Annotated in this window: 15 protein-coding genes; 8 read left to right on the top strand and 7 right to left on the bottom strand. The window is 57.8% G+C overall.

Annotated features, from left to right (window positions below):
* Positions 1 to 15: 15 nt before the first annotated feature.
* Entirely contained in the window at positions 16 to 1,614 is a 1,599-nt protein-coding gene (locus AC6I6N_RS00265; protein ID WP_108727130.1) for a glycerol-3-phosphate dehydrogenase/oxidase, read from the bottom strand.
* A gap of 199 nt (positions 1,615 to 1,813) precedes the next feature.
* On the opposite strand from AC6I6N_RS00265, the gene glpK reads away from it, so the two are divergent.
* The 4 genes from glpK (at position 1,814) to AC6I6N_RS00245 (ending at position 7,301) form a co-directional block, all read left to right on the top strand.
* The gene (gene glpK, locus AC6I6N_RS00260; RefSeq protein WP_497942530.1) at positions 1,814 to 3,307 is read left to right on the top strand and encodes a glycerol kinase GlpK; all 1,494 of its coding nucleotides are present in this window, start codon (positions 1,814 to 1,816) and stop codon (positions 3,305 to 3,307) included.
* A 27-nt stretch (positions 3,308 to 3,334) separates the two neighbouring features.
* Positions 3,335 to 3,787, top strand: a complete 453-nt coding sequence (locus AC6I6N_RS00255; protein ID WP_094196085.1) for a TM2 domain-containing protein — start codon at positions 3,335 to 3,337, stop codon at positions 3,785 to 3,787.
* Between the two features lie 696 nt (positions 3,788 to 4,483).
* The gene (locus AC6I6N_RS00250) at positions 4,484 to 6,205 is read left to right on the top strand and encodes an arylsulfatase (RefSeq protein ID WP_199827864.1); all 1,722 of its coding nucleotides are present in this window, start codon (positions 4,484 to 4,486) and stop codon (positions 6,203 to 6,205) included.
* Entirely contained in the window at positions 6,192 to 7,301 is a 1,110-nt protein-coding gene (locus tag AC6I6N_RS00245) for a formylglycine-generating enzyme family protein (protein WP_497942528.1), read from the top strand. Before AC6I6N_RS00250 ends, AC6I6N_RS00245 begins: the two co-directional genes overlap by 14 nt.
* 122 nt (positions 7,302 to 7,423) lie before the next feature.
* Here the strand turns inward: AC6I6N_RS00245 and AC6I6N_RS00240 are convergent, their stop codons facing one another.
* Both AC6I6N_RS00240 and AC6I6N_RS00235 read right to left on the bottom strand, forming a co-directional pair.
* Positions 7,424 to 9,124, bottom strand: coding sequence for a SulP family inorganic anion transporter (locus AC6I6N_RS00240; RefSeq protein ID WP_094196083.1), 1,701 nt, complete (start codon positions 9,122 to 9,124; stop codon positions 7,424 to 7,426).
* A 199-nt stretch (positions 9,125 to 9,323) separates the two neighbouring features.
* On the bottom strand, positions 9,324 to 11,633 hold the full coding sequence (locus AC6I6N_RS00235) for a heavy metal translocating P-type ATPase (protein ID WP_107685416.1): 2,310 nt from the start codon (positions 11,631 to 11,633) through the stop codon (positions 9,324 to 9,326).
* Between the two features lie 78 nt (positions 11,634 to 11,711).
* Here AC6I6N_RS00235 and cadR point away from each other — a divergent pair, with 78 nt between their 5' ends.
* Positions 11,712 to 12,143 carry a Cd(II)/Pb(II)-responsive transcriptional regulator gene (gene cadR, locus AC6I6N_RS00230; protein ID WP_094196082.1) on the top strand — a complete coding sequence of 144 codons (432 nt, stop codon included), beginning with the start codon at positions 11,712 to 11,714 and terminating at the stop codon, positions 12,141 to 12,143.
* An 18-nt stretch (positions 12,144 to 12,161) separates the two neighbouring features.
* Here the strand turns inward: cadR and AC6I6N_RS00225 are convergent, their stop codons facing one another.
* The 3 genes from AC6I6N_RS00225 to AC6I6N_RS00215 are packed head-to-tail and all read right to left on the bottom strand — an operon-like array spanning position 12,162 to position 13,327.
* A complete protein-coding gene (locus tag AC6I6N_RS00225) occupies positions 12,162 to 12,572 on the bottom strand; it encodes a DUF6691 family protein (protein ID WP_094196081.1) in 411 nt (136 codons plus the stop codon).
* A gap of 10 nt (positions 12,573 to 12,582) precedes the next feature.
* Positions 12,583 to 13,014, bottom strand: a complete 432-nt coding sequence (locus AC6I6N_RS00220; protein ID WP_199827863.1) for a YeeE/YedE family protein — start codon at positions 13,012 to 13,014, stop codon at positions 12,583 to 12,585.
* Complete coding sequence (locus tag AC6I6N_RS00215) at positions 13,001 to 13,327, bottom strand: ArsR/SmtB family transcription factor (protein ID WP_094196080.1); 327 nt, start codon at positions 13,325 to 13,327, stop codon at positions 13,001 to 13,003. The genes AC6I6N_RS00220 and AC6I6N_RS00215 overlap by 14 nt, the downstream gene beginning before the upstream one ends.
* 74 nt (positions 13,328 to 13,401) lie before the next feature.
* Here AC6I6N_RS00215 and AC6I6N_RS00210 point away from each other — a divergent pair, with 74 nt between their 5' ends.
* Together AC6I6N_RS00210 and AC6I6N_RS00205 are read left to right on the top strand one after the other, a co-directional pair.
* The gene (locus tag AC6I6N_RS00210; RefSeq protein WP_094196079.1) at positions 13,402 to 14,268 is read left to right on the top strand and encodes an MBL fold metallo-hydrolase; all 867 of its coding nucleotides are present in this window, start codon (positions 13,402 to 13,404) and stop codon (positions 14,266 to 14,268) included.
* A 117-nt stretch (positions 14,269 to 14,385) separates the two neighbouring features.
* Complete coding sequence (locus AC6I6N_RS00205) at positions 14,386 to 14,766, top strand: SirB2 family protein (RefSeq protein WP_094196078.1); 381 nt, start codon at positions 14,386 to 14,388, stop codon at positions 14,764 to 14,766.
* A 77-nt stretch (positions 14,767 to 14,843) separates the two neighbouring features.
* Here AC6I6N_RS00205 and AC6I6N_RS00200 read toward each other — a convergent pair whose 3' ends face one another.
* Positions 14,844 to 15,899, bottom strand: coding sequence for a YeiH family protein (locus tag AC6I6N_RS00200; RefSeq protein ID WP_094196077.1), 1,056 nt, complete (start codon positions 15,897 to 15,899; stop codon positions 14,844 to 14,846).
* 100 nt (positions 15,900 to 15,999) lie between these two features.
* Between AC6I6N_RS00200 and AC6I6N_RS00195 the strand changes: the two genes are divergently transcribed.
* Positions 16,000 to 16,905, top strand: a complete 906-nt coding sequence (locus AC6I6N_RS00195) for a LysR family transcriptional regulator (protein WP_094196076.1) — start codon at positions 16,000 to 16,002, stop codon at positions 16,903 to 16,905.
* The last annotated feature ends 58 nt before the right edge of the window (positions 16,906 to 16,963 follow it).

Genomic DNA, 16,963 nt, shown 5'->3' with positions numbered 1-16,963 from the left:
TTTATTGCGATGCGGCTAGCACGTCGGCACGGTGGCGTATTGCTCGGCCAACGCCAGAAAAGCATCCAGCTCGGGCGAACGCCCCGTTTCCTCTTGCATAATCGCTGCCACTGCCGGGGCAAGTGATTGCGCCAGGCGCGCATCCAGGAACAAAAGCCGAGAACGACGGGCCAGCATGTCTTCCACGGTACGGGCATATTCAAAGCGGCAGGCAAAGCGCACCATGGCGACGCTCAGGCCTGGAGCCAGCTCTTGATCGGCTCCGGGCAAGGTCTGCACCCAATCAGCCTCACTGCCATAAGCATCCAGGCCAGCGGTACGCCCCAAAGAGCGCCGATCGCCTACATAAGAAGCCCCCACCAAGCGTTGTTCCTGAGTCCGGCAGGCAGGCAAAGGCCCCAGCAAACCGGACTGCTGGCAACGTTCCAGCACATCCTCAGCCATCGCTCGGTACGTTGTCCACTTGCCACCCGTTACCGTCAATAAACCATTGGTGCTCACCGTAATGCTGTGTTCCCGGCTGATCGATTGCGTTTTCCCCGCAGCCGACTCGGCAGCCGGACGCACCAAGGGCCGCAAGCCTACCCAGATACTGCGCACGTCCCGCGCAGTCGGGGCTTTTTGCAGATAATTCGCAGATTCTTTCAGAATGAAATCCACTTCCTGGGCCATAGGACGCGGCTCCAAAGGAACATCATCCCGGGGGGTATCCGTGGTTCCCAGAATCAGCTTGCCCAGCCAAGGCACGGCAAACAGCACTCGGCCATCCTTGGTACGCGGCACCAGCAAAGCGTGTTCACCGGGCAGAAATGTCTGATCGACCACCAAGTGCACCCCCTGGCTGGGCGAGACCATAGGCCGCAATTGACGCCCGGCTTCCCGCGCATCCAGTTCTCGAACCTGATCCACCCACACCCCCGTGGCATTGACCACGCAGTGACTCTGGATCGTATAGGTTTGACCACTTTCTCCGTCCTGGCAGCGCACCCCGGACACCTTGCCGTCGCGGTGCATCACTTCTACAACCGGGCAGTAATTGACCAGCAAGGCACCATTCAAGGCTGCCGTACGGGCCAGGGCCAAAGCCAGACGCGCATCGTCAAACTGACCATCCCAATATTTGACACCGCCTTTCAAGCCACTTTGACGGGCGCCCGGCAACAGTTGCCGAATTTTAGAAGCGCTCAGAAACTGGGTATGGCCCAACCCTTCCCGCCCTGCCAAACCGTCGTACGCCATCAAACCAACCCCATAGAACGGGGTTTCCCAGCATTTGTAGCTGGGCATGACAAAAGGCAGGCGCTGCGCCAGATGCGGCGCATTACTGAGCAAATGCATGCGTTCGCGCAAGGCCTCGCGTACCAAGCTGACGTTGCCCTGAGCCAGATAACGCACCCCACCGTGTACCAGCTTGGTGGCCCGCGAGGATGTGCCCTTGGCAAAATCCTGGGCTTCCAACACCACCACACTCAAGCCGCGCAGGGCCGCGTCCAGGGCCACACCCAGGCCGGTTGCCCCGCCCCCCACCACGACCATATCCGCCTGAGTGGTGCGCGCCAAGGCGCCCATCATCTGGGCTCTATCGGTTAATAAGGGGGAACTTAATGTAGTCATAAGATGAGCTTTGGACCTGAAATTAGCAGACACCCGAAAAATCACTGGCTGGCTCGGGATTTACCCTGATTTTAGCCCCTGAACTCTTACCGTCCAGTGAAACTTGTTTGCTCGCGTATCAAGGTGCCTTCAGCTACCGGACACAGGCTACACAGAGCCAGTACACTGTGGTCTGCTCCGCTTTTACTGCCTCATTCGCATGACATTCATACTTGCTCTTGATCAGGGAACTTCCAGCTCGCGCAGCCTTGTTGTCGCGGCAGACGGCCGCATTCTGGCCAAGGCGCAGCAGGAAACCCAGCAATACTATCCACGCACAGACTGGGTGGAACACGATCCCCAGGAAATTCTGGACACACAGTTTCGGACCGCCCGACAAGCGATTGAGCAGGCCGGTCTGCGCCCCCAGGACATTCACGCCATAGGCATTACCAATCAGCGTGAAACCACCGTGCTGTGGGACCGGAAAACCGGACAGGCCCTGCACAAGGCCATCGTCTGGCAAGACAGGCGCGCCGAGGACTTCTGCGCCCAGTTACGCGAGCAGGGGCACGAAGCCACCATTACCAGCAAAACCGGCCTGCCCATCGATGCCTATTTTTCAGCCTCCAAGCTGCGCTGGCTGCTGGACTCCATTCCCGGCGCCCGTGAGCAGGCACAGCGCGGTGAACTGGCTTTCGGCACAATTGATAGCTGGCTGATCTGGCATTTAAGCGGCGGCAAGATCCACGCCACTGATGTCACCAATGCCTCGCGCACCCTGCTCTACAACATTCATAGCCAGCAATGGGACGAGGAGCTGCTGACCCTATTCAACATCCCGGCCAGCGTATTGCCCCAGGTACAAAGCTCCGCCTCTGAGTTTGGCTGTTGCAGCCCCGAGATTCTGGGCAGCCCCATCCCTATTTGCGGTGTGGCGGGCGACCAACAAAGCGCCCTGTTCGGGCAGGCCTGTACCAAGCCCGGCATGGCCAAAAATACGTACGGCACGGGCTGCTTCCTGTTAATGCACTGTGGCTCGCACATTCCCCAATCCCATAACGGGCTGATCGCGACCAGTGCAGCCCATCACAGCGACACTCCTGCCTACGCACTGGAAGGCAGTGTTTTCATTGGCGGTGCAGTCGTCCAATGGCTACGCGACGGGCTGGGCGCTCTGGAACACAGCGCCCAAGTTGAAGAGCTGGCCCGCAGCGTGCCCGATGCCCAGGGCGTACGGCTGGTTCCGGCCTTCACTGGCCTGGGCGCCCCCTATTGGGATGCCCAAGCCCGAGGCACCATTACCGGTCTGACACGTGCCTCTACCATGGCCCACATTGCCCGCGCGGCCCTGGACAGCATTGCCTACCAAAGCGCCGCCGTGCTGCAAGCCATGAATCGAGATGTACAAGCCAACGGCGGCCCGACCTTGCACGAGCTGCGTGTGGATGGCGGAGCCTGCGCCAATAATCTTCTGATGCAATTTCAGGCAGACTTGTTGGGCCTGCCTGTCGTGCGTCCCGTTACTATTGAGACGACCGCCCTGGGCGCAGCCTATCTGGCGGGCCTGGGCAGCGGTCTGTATTCAGGTCTGCCGGAAATCGCGGCGCTGTGGCAATGCGATCGGGTGTTCGAGCCTGCCATGTCGCGCGACGAAGCTCAAACCCTGATGCTCAGTTGGGAACAAGCCGTGCGTCAGGCGCGTACTTATTGAATTTGCTGTTTTTTTGACGGAAACACCATGCTGCAAAAAATCATTCTAGGCATCGCCATTTTCCTGATCGTCATGTTGGGCTTGACCTTTGGCGAGGCCATCATCCGCTACCTCTCCTCCTACCTGGGGTTTCTGTTTGATGACTTCGTCCACTTGATGCGTGAAGTCCAGCAGTACCTGACGGTCCACTGGGGTAAAGCCTTGATTGCCTTGCTCATTACCATCCCGCTGGTCATCTGGATTTCCAAGAACAAAAAAGATGAGATGTCCAAACCCAACAGCCACCGCAAGATTGCGATTGTGTTGGCGATTTTCCTGGGCTGGCTAGGCGTACACCGCTTTTACCTGGGCCAGATCGGCATGGGACTGCTGTTCCTGGTACTGTTTGCCATCTGGGCCCCGCTGGCTTACTTCCTGGCCCTGATCGACGCCTTGCGCTACGCCTTCATGGGCGACGACGAGTTCAAGCTGGTTCGTTAATTTTCATCATTCCCCCCCTTACTCGGTAACGACACCCCAAAAGTTGGAGACAGATCCAACCTTTGGGGATTCACCTGGCACACAGCAGTCCATTGCGGACTGCTGTGTGCCAGGTGAATCCGAGCGGCATGCAGGCTGCAAGGTGGAGCGCAAGCCAAAGGCGTAGCGTGGGGGTGCTCTTTACCCCCGGGCCGCCTCAAAACTTGGCGCCCCCGGCAAACAACGCCTCCTTGGGGATGAGCCGGGACACACAGTAGTCCATTGCAGACTGCTGTGCACCAGACGAATCCGGGCGGCATGCAGGCCGCGAGGTGGAGCGCAAGCCAAAGGCGTAGCGTGGGGGTATTTTTCTGGCTGACCGCTTGGTGCGTTCCCCAAACTTGATAGCGGCAAATGAACACACTCCATTCAGAAGGTTTTGTGGCTCTATCAGGGAAAACCACAGCGCGCGCGTCACACAAACCTAGCTCCTTGATTTTCAATACTTATATTAGCCACCATACTTTTTAGGTATTCAAGTAAACCTTTTTAGTCTTGGAAATCTCCAAGCTGCTTCGTGTTCAATCAAATCCGGGAGGACACTCCCTATGGCACTCGCATCCACGGCTTCATAAGCGGGCACATCTGCAACTTGCATCGGAGGTCCGCCAGATGACGAGGGTCACGACAAACATAACTAGATTGAGACACAAGACAATGCGATGCACTAAAACTACCTATTTGCTGCGCAGCGTGCTGGGCCTGGCCTTGGCCGCCTGCACGCTAAGCAGCCACGCCGCCACAAAGACACAACGCCCCAATATTTTGCTGATCGTGGCCGATGATCTGGGCTATTCAGACATAGGTGCGTTTGGCGGGGAAATCTCCACCCCCAACCTGGACGCCCTGGTCAAAGACGGCGTAGCCCTGACCGACTTTTACGCCTCCCCCTTCTGTTCCCCGACCCGCGCCATGCTGATGTCCGGCGCGGACAACCACCAGGTCGGCTTTGGTGGCATGGCCGAACTGATGACACCTCAGCAGCGCGCCCTACCGGGCTACGAAGGCTTTCTGAGCGACCGGGCCCTGCCCTTTCCACTGGTCCTGCAAGACAATGGCTACCGCACCTATATGGCGGGCAAATGGCATTTAGGCGTGACCGAAGAGGTCGCCCCACCCAATCGCGGCTTTGACCAGTCCTATGCCTTGATGCACGGTGGCGCCAGCCACTTTGACCAAAGCGGCATCATCACGTTCGACGCCAACAAAGCGCCGGTTGCCCTGTACCGTGAGAACGGCAAGCAAGTGCAGTTGCCCAAGGACTTTTACTCCAGCGAGTTTTTTGCCTCGCGCCTGCTGTCCTACATGGACGCAGACACGCGCCAGGACCAGCCTTTCTTCGCTTACCTGGCCTTTACCGCGCCGCATTGGCCTTTGCATGCGCCCGAAGAATACATACGTAAATATGAAGGCCGCTACGATGCAGGCTATGACGTGCTGCGTGAAGAACGCCTGGAACGCATGAAGAAACTGGGGCTAGTCCCCCAGGACATGCAAGGCTATGTGGGCAATCCAGCCTGGCCACGCTGGAAAGCGCTGAGTCCTGAGCAGCAGCGCGTAGAAAGCAAACGAATGGCCGTCTACGCCGCCATGGTGGAATCCATGGACGCGCAAATTGGCCGCGTCATCGACCACCTGAAACAAACCGGCCAATACGACAACACCGTCGTGATCTTCCTGTCTGACAACGGTGCCGACGGCAATACCGTGCTGGATGAAGGTGAAACCCGCGCTTGGGCGCACAAGCATCGCGACAACAGCTACGAGAACACAGGCCGTCCCGGCTCCTTTGTCGAATATGGCCCAGGCTGGGCACAAGTTGGCTCCACGCCATTCAACCTTTACAAAGCCTTTATGTATGAAGGCGGTATCTCGGTGCCCAGCATCATGCGCGTACCCGGTGCTACACGTCAGGGCGAGTTTGTGCGCGCCCCAGCTCACGTCACCGACATCGCCCCCACGATTCTGGCCTTGGCCCAGATCGAGCAACCCAAGGGCGAATACCGTGGCCGCCAAGTTATCCCCATGCAGGGTAACTCCATGGTGGATGTGCTGACAGGTCGCAGCGATCAAGTGCATGAAACCTTCCGCCAAGGCTGGGAGCTGAATGGCCGCCGCGCCATGCGCCTGGGTGACTGGAAAATCGTCTACGCCAATGCACCGTGGGGCAAAGACCGCTGGGAGCTGTTCAATCTGGCCGAAGACCGCGCCGAGCTGAACGATCTGTCCGAAACACATCCTGAAAAGCTGAAAGAGCTGATTGCCGAGTACGAGCACTATGCCAAGCGTAACGGTGTGGAGGATTTTGAAGGTCTGGCGTCCCGCCCTGGCTACAGCAACAGCCTGAACTACTACAAGGATCTGGATGAAGTCCTTTAAGCTCCCCCGAGCCAAGGCACTGCTGACGGTATGCGGACTGCTGGCAACAGCTCCGCTGCCCGCAGCGGCACAAGGCTCCGTCCTGCCCCCTCCCCCGATGCCAGCGCACGATTGCCAGGCGTATAGCGGCATACCGGCAGGCTTCGGCCCAGCCAAGCAAGGCGTCGCCAATCAGGCCGGTTTGGTCGCCATTGCTGGCGGGCGCTTTCTGATGGGTTCCGACGAGGGCTACCCTGAAGAAAAGCCGGTACACCCCGTGCAAGTCCAGGCCTTTCAGATAGATCAGCACGAAGTCACCAATGCCCAGTTCGCGCAATTTGTGGCGGCGACAGGCTATGTCACCCAGGCGGAACGGGTGCCGGAATTCCCATCGAATGCTCAGGTTCCCGAGCAGTATCGTCAGCCCGGATCCGCCGTCTTTACGCCACCGTCAGCGACACATGACCACGATCACCACGGCGGGCACAATCAGCATGCCCCTACCGGCAATTACAACTGGTGGGTATGGGTACCAGGTGCCAACTGGCGTCATCCCGGCGGGCCAAAGACCAATCTGGATGGCCGGGACAATCATCCGGTCGTCCATATTGCTTACGAGGATGCGCTGGCCTACGCCCGCTGGTTAGGACGCGATTTGCCTACGGAGGAGCAATGGGAATTTGCGGCGCGCGGCGGACTGGAAAGTGCACGCTACCCTTGGGGCAATACGCCTGAAGTGCGTGGCCGCTTGATGGCCAACACCTGGCAAGGTAACTTCCCCGCCAAAAACCTGCTGCGTGATGGCTACGAAGGCACTGCCCCTGTGGGCTGTTTTCCGGCCAACAACTATGGCCTGTGGGATTCAGTCGGTAATGTCTGGGAATGGACACGCAGTGCATGGCAGCCCCAACATCGGCCCCTGACACCCAAACCCCTTGTCGCAGCGGCAAAGGATGCCAAGGCAAACCCGGCAACGGGCGTCATCAAGGGCGGCTCGTTTCTGTGTGCGGCCAATTTCTGCGTACGCTATCGTCCAGCCTCACGACAGCCACAGGAAACCACCCTGTCTACCCAGCATGTGGGCTTTCGTACCGTGCTGAATAGGGTACAAAAGTAAAAACTGGAAAAACAGGATTGGTTCTTGCCAAGCCTGGCTCCAAACAATCATCCCCTCGTTGTTGACGAGGGGATGATTCCACACAAGGTCTTGTCACGAGCAGGCTAACAAAAACGCTTCGCTTAAGTCATCACGCCTGTTTCGGACAGGGCCACGTCTTTCTCCTTGCCGGCCCGGTGGTCCAGAGTCTCGCTGACACTTTCCCAAGCGTTCTGCAAACTATCAAACACACGACTGGCGTGAATCTGCTTGAACAGTCCCATGCGTACCAGCTTACGAGTCACTTTCTCGTTGGCTTCGCAAAGAGCCACCATGACATTGCGCTGCTCCAGCTCCGCCAGGGCGGTTTCCAGAGCCTGCATGGCCGTCGCATCCACAAACGGCACGTAATTCAGACGCAGGACCACGGCCCGAACCGGCTCGGGCACCGTCAGCAAGGAACGATTCACCGCCTCCACGCTGGCAAAAAAGTAGGGCCCTTCCAAGGTGAGCACCGAAATATCCTGGCGCAGCTCCTGGTTAAGGGGCAAATCCAATGCCCGCTGCAAACGACGGCCTTCCAACGCCCGCACCTGCACCCCATCTGAGGTGCGTTTGAGCACATACAACATGGCCAGAACCACCCCGATGTTGACGGCCACGACCAGATCCGCAAATACCGTCAGCGCAAACGTCACCCATAAAATGAATAAGTCAGCCGGGGGCATGCGACGCTGCAAACGAAGCACCAGCTTGGCCTGACTCATGTTCCAGGCCACCATGAACAAAATGGCGGCCAGCACCGTCAGCGGAATATAGGCGGCCAGCGGCGCTAACAGTAACAAAACCAGCACCAGGAAAACCGCATGCACGATACCGGCGATGGGGCTGTCGCCACCATTACGAATATTGGTAGCGGTACGGGCAATCGCCCCGGTCGCCGCGATCCCGCCGAACAAGGGCGAGAGCACGTTGGCAATCCCCTGCCCGACCAGCTCCTGATTGGAGTCGTGGCGGGTCCCAGTCATGGAATCGGCCACGACCGCGGACAGCAAAGACTCGATCGCGCCCAGCATGGCAATGGCAAAGGCAGGCCCGATCAACTCCACCACACGGGTCAAGGTAATGTCTGGCCATTGGAACGACGGCAAGCCACTGGGCAAGGCCCCGAAGCTGGAACCGATCGTGGCCACCGACTCAAAACGGAATATCGCCTGGATAAGCGTGATGAGCACCAAGGCCACCAAAGGGCCGGGTAAACGCACCAGACTGGGAACCTTGGGGACCAGAATCAAAATAGCCAAGGACAAGGCACCTAAAAGCGTGGTTGCCCCATCCAGTGAAGGCAGGTTCTGTAGCAAGAACCAGAGCTTCTCGTGAAAGTGCTGCCCCTCGACAACGGGAAGGCCAAAAAAGTCCCGCCACTGGCCCACCCAGATAATCACCCCAATACCCGCGGTAAAACCCACAATGACCGGATCGGGAATAAAGCGGATGACCGCCCCCAGGCGCAACAGGCCCAGCAGCAGCAAAATCACCCCAGCCATCAGCGTGGCAATTTGCAGCCCAGCCACGCCATGCTGGGCCACCACCCCGGACAAGATGACAATGAAAGCGCCCGTCGGCCCGGCAATCTGGACCCGACTGCCACCAAATAAAGAAACCGCCAAACCGGCAATAATGGCGGTATACAAACCCTGCTCGGGCTTGACTCCAGATGCAATAGCAAAAGCCATGGCCAGCGGCAAGGCCACCACCCCCACCACCAAACCAGCCAGCAGGTTATTTAGCCAATGTTTTCGCCCCAGGAGCCCGGCTCGACCCGCTTCCAGCAGTGCAATCATCGCGCGTCCTTGTCATGCCCAGCCTGCTTGACACAGATGAGAAACAAGCGGGGCCCAAACTCAAATGAAGCGTTAATGATACTACTGTGTGTCAAATCAACTTCACGTTAGTGATGGGCTTATTTGACGCAACATAAGAATGAAGCATAAAAAAACCCCACCTAAAAGAGGTGGGGCTCAATTGCACGAAACACGGAACTCAAGGATGGCGGGCGCGAAGCAGACGCAAGCTGTTCAGCACCACCAGCAAGCTGGCACCCACGTCGGCAAACACCGCCATCCACATGGTGGCCTGTCCGGTCAGGGCCATCACCAAAAATACCGCCTTGATGCCCAAGGCCAGGCTGATGTTCTGCCACAGCACCGCATGCAAGGCCCGCGACTGACGCATCAGCAAGGCAATCTTGCCCAGATCATCGTCCATCAAGGCCACGTCAGCAGTTTCAATTGCAATGTCTGAACCCAGCGCCCCCATGGCGATACCTACATCCGCACGGGCCAGGGCAGGCGCATCATTGATGCCATCGCCCACCATCGCCACCAGGCCCTTGCCCAGCTTTTCCTCGATACGGTCCAGCTTATCCTGTGGCAGCAACCCGCCTCGGAAATCCTTGATTCCGGCTTGCCGAGCTACATGGCGCACAGCTTGTTCGTGGTCGCCCGAGAGCACCTCCACTTGCACGCCCTGCGCCTGCAGATCACGGATCGCTGGGGTGGTGGTGGGACGCAGGGTATCCATCATGGCGAACCAGGCCAGCAACCCTTGCTCATCACCCAGATACACCATGGTGGCACCGCTCTCTACGGCTTGCTGTTCGCCCTGACTGGACTGGGCCTGGTTCTGGCCCAGCACCCAGCTACGCTTGCCCAGACGCAATTGGCCTGTCGCCCCTTGTGCCTGCACACCATTGCCGGCCAAGGCCTCGAACTGGTCCAGGCTTAGCAGGCCCGATGCCACGCGACCACGTGCAATCGCTTGCGAAGCGGGGTGATCCGAACGCTCGGCCAAGGCAAGCGCCATATCCAGCACTTCGCTATCCGACAGGCTTGGACGCAAACTGCCGTATTCGCTCAAGGAAGGTTCACCCAAAGTCAGGGTGCCAGTCTTGTCCACCGCCAGGTAGCGCAATTGACGAGCCCGTTCCAGATACACGCCGCCTTTAATCAAGATACCGGCACGTGCGGCACTGGCCAAAGCACTGACCACCGCCACCGGGGTCGAAATCACCAGTGCGCAAGGGCAGGCAATCACCAACAGAACCAGAGCGCGGTACACGGACTCAGACCAGCTCACGTCCCAGATCAGGGGCAAGGCCACGGCCATCAAGGCTGCCGCCACCACCACCAAGGGGGTGTAGATGCGAGAGAACTGGTCCACAAAGCGCTGAATCGGGGCCTTGTTGGCTTGGGCTTCCTGTACCGAGCGCGTAATGCGGGCCAGCAAGGTGTCATCATGCGCAGCCTGGACTTGATAGACCAGCTCGCCCATACCATTGATGGTGCCTGCAAAGACTTCATCACCAGGGGCTTTATCTACGGGGGCGCTTTCTCCCGTAATAGGTGCTTGATTTACCGTACTTTGACCTTGTAGAACTTCACCATCCAGACCAAACCGTTCACCAGGGGCCACTCGCACCTGCCAGCCAGCCCGTACCTGATTGGCCGGTACGCGTTGCCAGTCCTTGCCATCGGCACTGACCAGCACCTCATCGGGCACCAGCTTGAGCAGACTGTCCACCGCGTTACGGGCGCGGTCCAGGGAACGGGCCTCAATCCATTCAGCCAGGCTGAACAAGGACATGACCATGGCGGCTTCAGGCCATTGGGCCAACAGCACCGCGCCGGTAACGGCAATACTCATCAAGGCATTGATATTGAGCTGACCATTACGCAGCGCAATCCAGCCTTTTTTGTAGACCTGAACGCCGCCGGACAAGATCGCCGCCAGGGCCAGAATAATGACCAGCCACTCGGGTGCCGCCAGCCAATGACTGATCTCGGCGGCCAAAGCCAGCACCACAGCCCCGGCAATGCGGATCAGACCTTGTTTAGGCGAGACCTGCTTTACAGGCTTCTCGTCAGCCATGCGGGGCTCAAAACCCAGGCCACGCAGGGCACTGAGCACCTTGTCGCGAGCGCCCTCCACGTGATCCACGGTCAAAACCCGCTGCATCAAATCAAAACCCAGACTCTGGACCTGATCCAGCTTTTTCAGGCCGGAGCGAATCATGTTCTCTTCCGCCGGGCAGTCCATGTCAGCAATATGCACCACCAGACGGGTAGAAGTACTGGCCGCCAACGCGACCGATGGCCCCAAAACGGGCGCCGAGCAGCACGCCCCTTCGTGAGCGTGTGACGCCTGCGCAGCATGGTCGTGACGGTGATCATGCTCATGGTTGTGATCGCTCATCGCATGGCCATGATCATGGCTATGCTCATGCCCGGTCTGGCAGGCCGATGATGTGCGCTGCCCCACCTCGGGCTTGGACGTATTGTTCGCTGATGTCATAGCAGTTCCTCGCTTCTTGCATGAGACCAGTAGAAAGCCTAAAGTAACTACAAGGTCAAGCCTATTGGAGGCAAAGCAATGAAAATTGGCGAGCTGGCTGAAAAAAGTCACTGCAACACGGAAACCATCCGCTATTACGAGAAGGTCGGGCTGCTGCCCGAACCTGAGCGCAGCGAGGGCAACTACCGCCTATATCGCACTATCCATCTGGAACGGCTGCGTTTTATCCGCAACTGCCGCAGCCTGGACATGACGCACGAAGAAATTCGCGGTCTGTTGGCGTTCATGGACGGTCCGGCGCAAGACTGCGCCCCGGTAAACGAATTGCTCGATGAGCACATCGAGCACGTTGCCGTACGAATTGCGGAACTGGAACACCTGCAAAAGCAATTGATTGAGCTTCGCCACCGCTGCGGACAAGCTGGTGGCCTGGAGCATTGCGGCATTTTGCAGGGTTTGGTGAATATGGAGCCGGATCAGGTTCCGGCTCCCAGCACTCATTTGGGTTAAGGCTGTGTGACGTGGCATTTAGCCACGCACCCGCCCTGCCACCCACATTCCGATCAGCATTGCGACTAAAAACAACACCGCCAAGGGCGCGCCCGACGCCGCCAGCACAACGGCCGGTCCCGGACAAAAGCCCGCTATCCCCCAACCAGCACCAAAAATCAGGGAACCCAATACCAAAGGACGGTCTATTTGACGTTGCTTGGGCAGGTTCATGGGCTGACCCGTCACAAACGCACAAGGACGACGACGCGCCAGAGTGAAGGGCACAATCGCCACCGCAATCGCCGCAGCCATCACCAAGGCCAAAGACGGGTCCCAGGCCCCGGCCAGATCCAGAAACGCCAGCACCTTGCCAGGATTGGCCAAGCCGGAAATCAATAAGCCCAAACCAAAAATCAGGCCGGAAATTAAAGCGATGAAATATTGCATGGCAAGCTCCTTACACCAGATGACGCAGCACAAACACAGTCAAAAAACCGCTGGCCATGAAAGCAAGCGTTGCGACCAAAGAGCGAGGCGACAGGCGCGACAGTCCGCACACACCGTGCCCGCTGGTGCAACCTGAACCCAGACGAGTTCCAAAACCCACCAGCAAACCGGCCACGACCACCCACATCCAGGGCTGCGGCTGTACGGCAGGCACACTTTCCCCGAGCAAGCGATACAGCCAGGGTGCCGCCGCCAAACCTAACAGAGCCATCCAACGCCAGCCCTTGTCCCCCGCCTCCCCGCTCCAGGTGCCGGACAGCAAGCCGGATATGCCAAACACCCGACCATTGAACAGCACCAGAATAGAGGCTGCCAAACCCACCAAAGCGCCCCCAAACAAGGCGCTCCACGGTGTAAACGAAGCCCAATCAATTGTGATCATCAGTGCCTCCCGGGGCGCAAAAGATTCCATATAAAGTCTGCATTACCGCCAGCACCGCTGGATTCTCCAAACGGTAATAGACGTATTTACCCTCTTTGCGGCTGGCAATTAACTCTTCGCGCCGCAAAACTGTTAATTGCTGCGATAAAGTAGGCTGAGCAATGCCACTGCGCTGTGCCAACTCTCCCACATTGCATTCTCCCTGCACCAAGGTGCAAAGAATCATCAGGCGGTCGGGATTGGCCAGGCTGGCCAGCAGGCTGCTGGCTTGGCCTGCTACCTGCCGCAAGGCGTCCAATTTTGTTTGATCCATATCGTTCTACAAAAACACAATATATATTATTATATAATATCTTTTAATATTTTATAAGCAACAAGAGGTCTGACATGCTACAAGCCCAGGTCGCCAGCTTCTTTCACACAGACACCTCCACGTTCACCTACGTGGTCTATGCCGCAGGCCAACGCGAATGCGCCATCATCGACTCGGTGCTGGACTATGACGCCGCCTCTGGCCGCAGCAGCACTGTCTCGGCTCAAAAGGTCGTGGATTTTGTGCGCCAGCAGCAGTTGGACGTGCAATGGATCCTGGAAACTCACGCCCATGCCGACCATCTGTCTGCTGCGGTCTGGTTGCAAGAACAAGTGGGCGGCAAAATCGCCATTGGTGAACACATCAAACAAGTGCAGTCCACGTTCAGCCGCATCTTTAATATAGAGGCCGAAATTCAGGCCAATGGCACGCCCTTTGATACGCTGTTCAAGGATCAGGAACAGTTCCAGATTGGTGCGATTCAGGTGCAAGCCCTGCACGTACCCGGCCACACGCCAGCCGATATGGCCTATCACGTTCAGGGGCTGGGCGTCTTTGTAGGCGACACCTTGTTTTTGCCCGATGTCGGCACCGCCCGTTGCGACTTTCCGGGGGGCAGCGCCAGCCAGTTGTATGAATCCATCCAGCGCCTGCTGGCCTTGCCCGCAGAGACGGTCTTGTTCATGTGTCACGACTATCCGCCTGAAGGGCGGGAACCTCAATGTCAATGCACGGTTCAAGAACAAAAAGAGGGCAACATCCATGTACACGATGGCATCAGCGTGGAGCAATTTTGCGAGCGCCGCACAGCACGCGATAAAACCCTGGGCATGCCGCGCCTGATCCTGCCATCCATCCAAGTCAATATCCGGGCAGGCCACTTCCCCAAGCCAGAAAGTAATGGCCAGGTCTATCTGAAGCTGCCCGTCAATCAACTCTGAATACGGCTGTACTTTGCGCCCAGGCAGACACAGGCCCGGGCGCAAAAAAACTTTTAAGTCCCAGCCTGCGTATACTGCCTTTTTCTGCAACCTGAACTTCAGAAGGAAATACCAGGCATGACTTACATGGCCCTCAAACACTTGCACATGACAGCCGCCGGGCTGAGCATCTTGTTTTTTATTATTCGGGCCTTCTGGTCAGTGTCCGGCTCATCCTGTTTGCAGAATCGCTTTGTGCGCATTGCCCCACATGTGATCGATACCGTCTTGCTGGTCTGTGGTCTAGCACTGGCCGGCATGTTGGGCGCCGCGGCCAACCAACCCTGGCTGATAACCAAAATTGTGCTGTTGGTGGTTTATATCGTGGTAGGCAGCTATGCCATCAAACGCGGTAAAACCCCCTTTAGCCGAGGCGTGGCCGCACTGATCGCGATTGCCATCTTTGCCTATATCGTGGGCGTGGCGCTGAACCGCAGCCCGGCTTCCTGGTTCGTTTAAGCACACAAGCAGCACATAAAAAAACCCCTGGCAGTGGAGGATTATCCCCACTGCCAGGGGCTTTTTACTGCCCCGCCTTACCAGACACCTATCCAGCGCTGAACCAACAAGCTGCTGACGGCAACTGCAATCCAGACTCCCAGGCCCAGCAAGGCAGGTCGCGCGCCGGCTCGTGCCATCACCTTTAAATCCGAGCACAAGCCAATGGCAGCCAGGGCCAGCACCATCAGGAATTCAGCCAGGAAACGCAGCGGTTCCAACCACTCCACCGGCACCCAACCGAGCGAGCGCATTGCCGAGGCCACCATGAACCAGACAATGAACCAAGGAAACACCCGCATCAGGTCAAAATCCCGACCCGCCTGACGCGAACGCCACATTTCCAGGCCAGCCAGAATCAGGCAGATAGGAATAATCAAGGTGGCACGCGTCAATTTCACGATCGTGGCGTGGTCACCAGCCTGACGGCTGTAGCTATACCCTGCCGCCACCACCGAGGACGTATCGTTGATGGCCGTGCCCGCCCATACCCCAAAACCGGCGTCGGACATATTCATCATGTGACCGGCCAAGGGGAAAATCAGCACCGCCACAATATTGAAGATAAAAATGGTCGAGATCGCCAGAGCCGTTTCATGCTCTTCGGGTTTAAGAATCGGTGTCACCGCCGCAATCGCCGAACCGCCACAAATCGCCGTCCCCACCCCGATCAAGGTACGCAGCTTGGACGGAATTCCCAAGGCACGGCCCAGCAGTAATGCTGTCACAAACGCCACCGTCAGCGTCACCAAGGTGACGGCCAGTGAATCCATGCCGGTACGCATCACTTGCGGCAGGCTCAGGCCAAAACCCAGGCCAATAATCGACCACTGCAACAGCACTTTGGACGAAAAACGCAAACCAGGTTGAAACACCGGAGCCACGCCCATGCTGTTACGCACTACCATTCCCAGCACAATGGCAAAGACAGGACCGCCAATCAAAGGCCACAATTTTCCCAGGCCCATGGCGGTAACCCCCACAGCCACCGCCAGTAAAAAACCCCACCAACGCGACGGCTTCAGAGAGAAACCCGATTTGCCCTGCGCTTTCAGGGCTGTGCTTCCTGCGGGTAAATCGGTCACACTGCTCATCTCGTCATTCCAAGTATGTAATAAGTAAAAGTAATTTTAGGTTGACCCCGAGTATTAAAAAATTCATTATTACTTATCGTAAGTATCAATTTTATTTATCATGAATGCGATCAGCATCAGACAACTAGAAGTGTTTGTCGGCATTGCCACTTTGGGTACGGTGCGCGCTTGCGCGGCCAACATTCACTTGTCCCAACCCGCCGCCAGCATGGCCTTGGCCGAACTGGAAAAGCAGCTGGATTGCCCCTTGTTTGAACGCACACCAGGGCGCATGCAGCTGACCAGTCGTGGCAAGCAATTGCTGCCGCACGCGCGCGAAATCCTGGAGCGTCTGCGGGAGATGCAAAGCCAGCAGAACGAGCGCGAGCTGCGTGGCGAAATTCGCATCGGGGCCAGCAATACGGTCGGTAACTACCTGATCGGGGATCTGGTGGGGCCATTTGTACGCCAGCATCCGCGCGTGTCCCTGCATGTGTCGGTAGACAACACGGCCAACATCATCAACCAGTTGCTCGAGCACAGCTGCGACATCGCTTGCGTGGAGGGTCCGGTCAACCATCCGCAACTGGAAGCCTGGATCTGGCGCGACGATGCGCTGGTGGTCTGCGCCGCCCCCGACCACCCACTGGCCACCACAACCACTTTGAAAAAACAGGACTTTGCGGGCATGAGCTGGATCATGCGCGAACGTGGCTCGGCCTCCCGTGCGCTGACCGAACAAGCCCTGAATGTGCTGCCTGGCGGGCATGTGCTGATGGAGCTGGGCCAGGTGGAAGCCATTAAACAGGCCGTCATCGCCGGGCTGGGTCTGGCCTGCCTGCCACAAGCGGCCACTCAGGATGCTGTTGCCAATCAGCGACTACGTATTCTGGATACGCCCTTTCTGGACTTAAAGCGCCGTCTCTCTCTGGTGCTGCACAAGGAACGCTACCGCAGCCAGGTTTTAAGCGCCTTTGCGCAACATCTGCACAGCCCGGAACCGGGCTCGTCAGGCACGGAAAATTGACGCAAGTTTGCATTCTTGAAAGGGTGAAGACCGGCGGCAATGGTATCCTTGCTGCAGT

The organism is Alcaligenes sp. LTN-3 (genome assembly GCF_059735605.1).
Note: the sequence above shows the minus strand (reverse complement) of the source record. Positions and strands in the feature narration are given on the sequence as shown.